A 4710-nucleotide genomic window follows, 5' to 3' on the forward strand; every position below is an offset into this window, starting at 1 on the left:
GTTGTTCGGCCGTGCCGAACTCGCACCGGCCGCGCCGGCGAACCGATGACGGCGTCCATGAACCCCTCGTCCCGCTCCGCCTTCGCCAGCAGCAGCGCGGGCGGGTCGAAGCGCTCGCCGTACGCCGCCGCCAGCTCGCGGGCCCGCGCCGCGAAGCCGCGCAGCCCGCCCTCGTAGCCGTTGATGTACTGCAGCACGCCCCCGGTCCAGGCCGGGAAGCCGATGCCGAAGACCGAGCCGATGTTCGCGTCCGCGACGGACGTCAGCACGCCCTCCTCGACCAGCCGCACGGTGTCCAGCGCCTCCGCGAACAGCATCCGCTCCTGCAGGTCGCGCAGCGCGGGCGGCTCCTGGTCCGGCTTGGTGAAGTGCTCCCGCAGCCCCGGCCACAGCCGGGTCCGCCTGCCGTCCTCGTAGTCGTAGAAGCCCGCTCCCCCGGCCCGCCCGGTGCGGCCGAACTCGTCGACCATGCGGTCGATGACCGCCTCCGCCGGGTGCACGGGGTAGCTGCCGCCGGCGGCCTCGACGGCCGCGCGCGTCTCGTTGCGGATCTTCCGCGGCAGGGTGAGGGTCAGCTCGTCCAGCAGGGACAGCACCTTGGCCGGGTAGCCGGCCTGGGCGGCGGCCTGCTCGACGGTCGCGGGCTCGATGCCCTCGCCGACCATCGCCACGCCCTCGTTGATGAAGTGGCCGATCACGCGGGAGGTGAAGAAGCCGCGCGAGTCGTTCACGACGATCGGGGTCTTGGAGATCTGGCGTACGAGGTCGAAGGCGCGGGCCAGCGCCTCGTCGCCGGTGCGCTCACCCTTGATGATCTCGACCAGCGGCATCCTGTCCACGGGTGAGAAGAAGTGCAGCCCGACGAAGTCGCCCGGGCGGGCGACGCCTTCGGCGAGCAGCGTGATGGGCAGGGTGGAGGTGTTCGAGCAGAGCAGGGCGTCGGGCGCGACGACGTCCTGGATCTCCTGGAACACCTTGTGCTTGAGCGCCGGGTCCTCGAAGACCGCCTCGATCACGGCGTCGCAGCCGGCCAGCTCCGCCGGGTCCGCGACGGGTGTGATGCGGGCCAGCAGCGCGTCCCGCTTCTCCCGCGTCGTACGGCCCTTGGCGAGCTGCTTGTCGAGCAGCCCGGCGGAGTACGCCTTGCCCTTCTCCGCCGCCTCGACCGACACGTCCTTCAGCACCACCTCGATGCCGGCGCGCGCGCAGGAGTAGGCGATGCCGGCGCCCATCATCCCGGCGCCCAGCACGGCGACCTTCGCCACCCGCCGCTCGGCGGGGCCGGCCGGGCGGGAGCGGCCGGCGTTGACGGCCTGGAGGTCGAAGAAGAACGCCTGGATCATGTTCTTCGCGGTCTGTCCGACGGCCAGGTCGACGAAGTAGCGGGCCTCGATGACCTGGGCGGTCTCGAAGTCGACCTGGGAGCCCTCGACGGCCGCCGCCATGATGTTGCGCGGGGCGGGGAACGGGGCGCCGCCCAGCTGCTTGCGGAGGTTGGCGGGGAACGCGGGGAGGTCGGCGGCGAACTTCGGGTTCTTCGGGGTGCCGCCGGGGATCCTGTACCCGGGCTCGTCCCAGGGCTGCCGGGACTCCGGGTGCGCGTCGACGAACGCGCGGGCGGCGGCGCGCAGTTCCTCCTCGGTCCCGACGACCTCGTGCACGAGCCCGTTCTCCAGCGCCCGCCGCGGCCGGTACTGGGTGCCCTGCAGCAGCACCTTCAGCAGCGCGTCGGTGATGCCCATCAGCCGTACGGTACGGGTGACGCCGCCGCCCGCGGGCAGCAGGCCGAGGGTGACCTCGGGCAGCCCGATCTTCGAGCCGGGCGCGTCGAGGGCGACGCGGTGGTGGCAGGCGAGCGCGATCTCGTAGCCGCCGCCCAGGGCGGCGCCGTTGATCGCGGCGACGACGGGCTTGCCGAGCGTCTCGATGCGGCGCAGCGCGCTCTTGACGGCCATCCCGGTGTCGAACGCCTCGCGGGCGTGCTCGCGGTCGATGCGGATGAGGTCGTTGAGGTCGCCGCCGGCGAAGAAGGTCTTCTTCCCGGAGGCGAAGACGATGCCGCGCACGCCGTCGCGCTCGGCCTCAAGCCGGTCGGCGACGGCGGTGAGCGACTGGATGAAGTCCGCGTTCATGGTGTTGGCGGACTGGTTCGGGTCGTCCAGGACGAGGGTGACGACACCGGTGTCGTCCTGCTCCCAGCGGATCGTGTTCGTGTGGCTCATGGCTGTGCTCATACGGGAGGTCTCCGTGTGGCGGGGGCGGGACGGGGTCAGAGGCGCTCGACGACGGTGGCGATGCCCATGCCGCCGCCGACGCAGAGGGTGGCGAGGCCGTAGCGCAGGTCGCGGCGCTCCAGCTCGTCGACGAGGGTGCCGAGGATCATGGCGCCGGTGGCGCCGAGGGGGTGGCCCATGGCGATGGCGCCGCCGTTGACGTTGACCTTGTCCAGGCTGACGCCCATGTCGTCGGCGAAGCGCAGTACGACGGCGGCGAACGCCTCGTTGATCTCGATGAGGTCGATGTCGTCGATGCCGAGGCCGGCCTTGGCGAGCGCCTTGCGGGTCGCGGGCGCGGGGCCGGTGAGCATGATGGTGGGCTCGGAGCCGGTGACGGCGGCGGAGACGATACGGGCCCGGGGGGTGAGCCCGTACCGCCTGCCGACCTCGGCGGAGCCGACCGCGACGAGGGCGGCGCCGTCGACGATGCCGGAGGAGTTGCCGGCGTGGTGGACGTGGTCGATCCGCTCCACCCAGTGGTACTTCTGCAGGGCCACGGCGTCGAAGCCGCCCAGCTCGCCGATGTCCGCGAACGCCGGCTTCAGCCTGGCCAGGCTGTCCGCGGTCGTGCCCGGCCTGACGTGCTCGTCCCGGTCCAGGACGGTCAGCCCGCCGCGGTCCACGACCGGCACCACGGAGCGCTCGAACCGGCCCTCCTTCCACGCCTGGACGGCCCGCTCCTGCGACATCGCGGCGAACTCGTCGACGTCCCGGCGGCCGTAGTCCCCGATCGTGGCGATCAGGTCGGCGCCGATGCCCTGGGGGACGAAGCCGACCTCCATGTTGGTCATCGGGTCGTTGAACCAGGCGCCGCCGTCCGAGCCGATCGGCACCCGCGACATCGACTCCACGCCGCCGGCGAGGATCAGGTCCTCCCAGCCGGAGCGGATCTTCGCCGCGGCGATGTTGACGGCCTCGAGGCCCGAGGCACAGAAGCGGTTCTCCTGCACGCCGGCGACGCTGTCGGGGAGCCCGGCGGCGATGGCCGCGATCTTGGCGATGTCGGAGCCCTGGTCGCCGTGCGGGCTGACCACGCCGAGCACCACGTCGTCGACGGCGGCCGGGTCGAGGTCCGGGAAGCGGCGGCGCAGCTCGTGGACGAGTCCGACGACGAGGTCGATCGGCTTGGTCCCGTGCAGGGCGCCGTTGGCCTTTCCGCGGCCGCGGGGGGTGCGGATCGCGTCGTAGACGTAGGCGTCGGTGACGGACGGCCTGGCGGTTGTGGTCACGGTGGTGCGCCTCTCAGGAGAGCAGGGAGCGGCCGATGATCTCTTTCATGATCTCGGTGGTGCCGCCGTAGATGGTCTGGACACGCCCGTCGGTGAAGGCGCGGGCCACGGGGAACTCGCTCATGTAGCCGTAGCCGCCGTGCAGTTGCAGACAGCGGTCCGCGGTGCGTTTTTGCAGCTCGGTCGACCACCACTTGGCCATCGAGGCGTGCACCGCGTCCAGCTCGCCGGCCGCGAGGTCCTCGATGCAGCGGTCGACGAACGTCCGGGTCACGGCGCACTCGGTGGCCATCTCGGCGATCTCGAAGCGGATGTGCTGGAACCGGCCGAGCGCCCGGCCGAACGCCTCGCGCTCCTTGACGTACGCCGTGGTGGCCTCGACCAGGTGCTCGGCGGCGGCGACCGCGGCGACGGCGATGGCCATCCGCTCCTGCGGCAGGTTCGTCATCAGGTGGCCGAACGCGCCGTCGCGCTCCCCCAGCAGGTTGTCCTTCGGCACCCGTACGTCGGTGAAGAACAACTCGGCGGTGTCCTGGGCCTTCTGGCCGATCTTGTCGAGGTTGCGGCCGCGCTCGAAGCCGGCCGCACCGCGCTCGACGACCAGCAGGCTCAGCCCGTGCGCGCCGCCCTCGGGGGTGGTCCTGGCGACCACGACGACGAGGTCGGCGAGGATGCCGTTGGAGATGAACGTCTTGGCGCCGTTGAGCAGCCAGTGGTCGCCGCGGTCCGCCGCGGTGGTGCGGATGCCCTGGAGGTCGGAGCCGGCGCCGGGTTCCGTCATGGCGATGGCGGTGATCAGCTCGCCGGTGCAGAAGCCGGGCAGCCAGCGCCGCTTCTGCTCGTCGGTGGCCAGGGACGTCAGGTACGGGCCGATGACGTCGTTGTGCAGTCCCACGGCCAGGCCGGCGGCGCCGGCGCGCGCGAACTCCTCGGCCAGCACGGCCGCGAAGCGGTAGTCGTCGTGACCGCCGCCGCCGTACTCCTCGGGGACGGCGAGGCCGAGCAGGCCCTGCCGCCCGGCGGCGAGCCAGGCGTCGCGGGAGACGATGCCGTCGGCCTCCCACCTCTCGTAGTGCGGGGTGACCTCCTTGGCGAGGAAGGTCCGCACGGTCTCGCGGAAGGCCGTGTGCTCGGGCCCGTACAGCCGGCGTTTCAACGCTCCTCCTCGGTGGGGCCCGCGGCGGGGTCCCCGGGGGCGGGGGTCA

3 protein-coding genes are annotated in these 4710 nt (G+C 72.3%); all 3 read right to left on the reverse strand.

The annotated features are described in order from the left end of the window. The coding region (locus H5J30_RS18120) for a 3-hydroxyacyl-CoA dehydrogenase NAD-binding domain-containing protein (RefSeq protein WP_258563388.1) at positions 1-2222 on the reverse strand (2222 nt) is incomplete at its 3' end. 47 nt (positions 2223-2269) lie between these two features. Continuing rightward, the gene (locus H5J30_RS18125; protein WP_181788461.1) at positions 2270-3505 is read right to left on the reverse strand and encodes an acetyl-CoA C-acetyltransferase; all 1236 of its coding nucleotides are present in this window, start codon (positions 3503-3505) and stop codon (positions 2270-2272) included. Positions 3506-3518: 13 nt separating this feature from the next. Beyond that, positions 3519-4661 (reverse strand): acyl-CoA dehydrogenase family protein, encoded by a 1143-nt coding sequence (locus H5J30_RS18130; protein WP_181788462.1) that lies wholly within the window; start codon positions 4659-4661, stop codon positions 3519-3521. Between the last annotated feature and the right edge of the window lie 49 nt (positions 4662-4710).

This window comes from Streptomyces phytophilus (assembly GCF_013870535.1).
Classification (GTDB): domain Bacteria; phylum Actinomycetota; class Actinomycetes; order Streptomycetales; family Streptomycetaceae; genus Streptomyces; species Streptomyces phytophilus.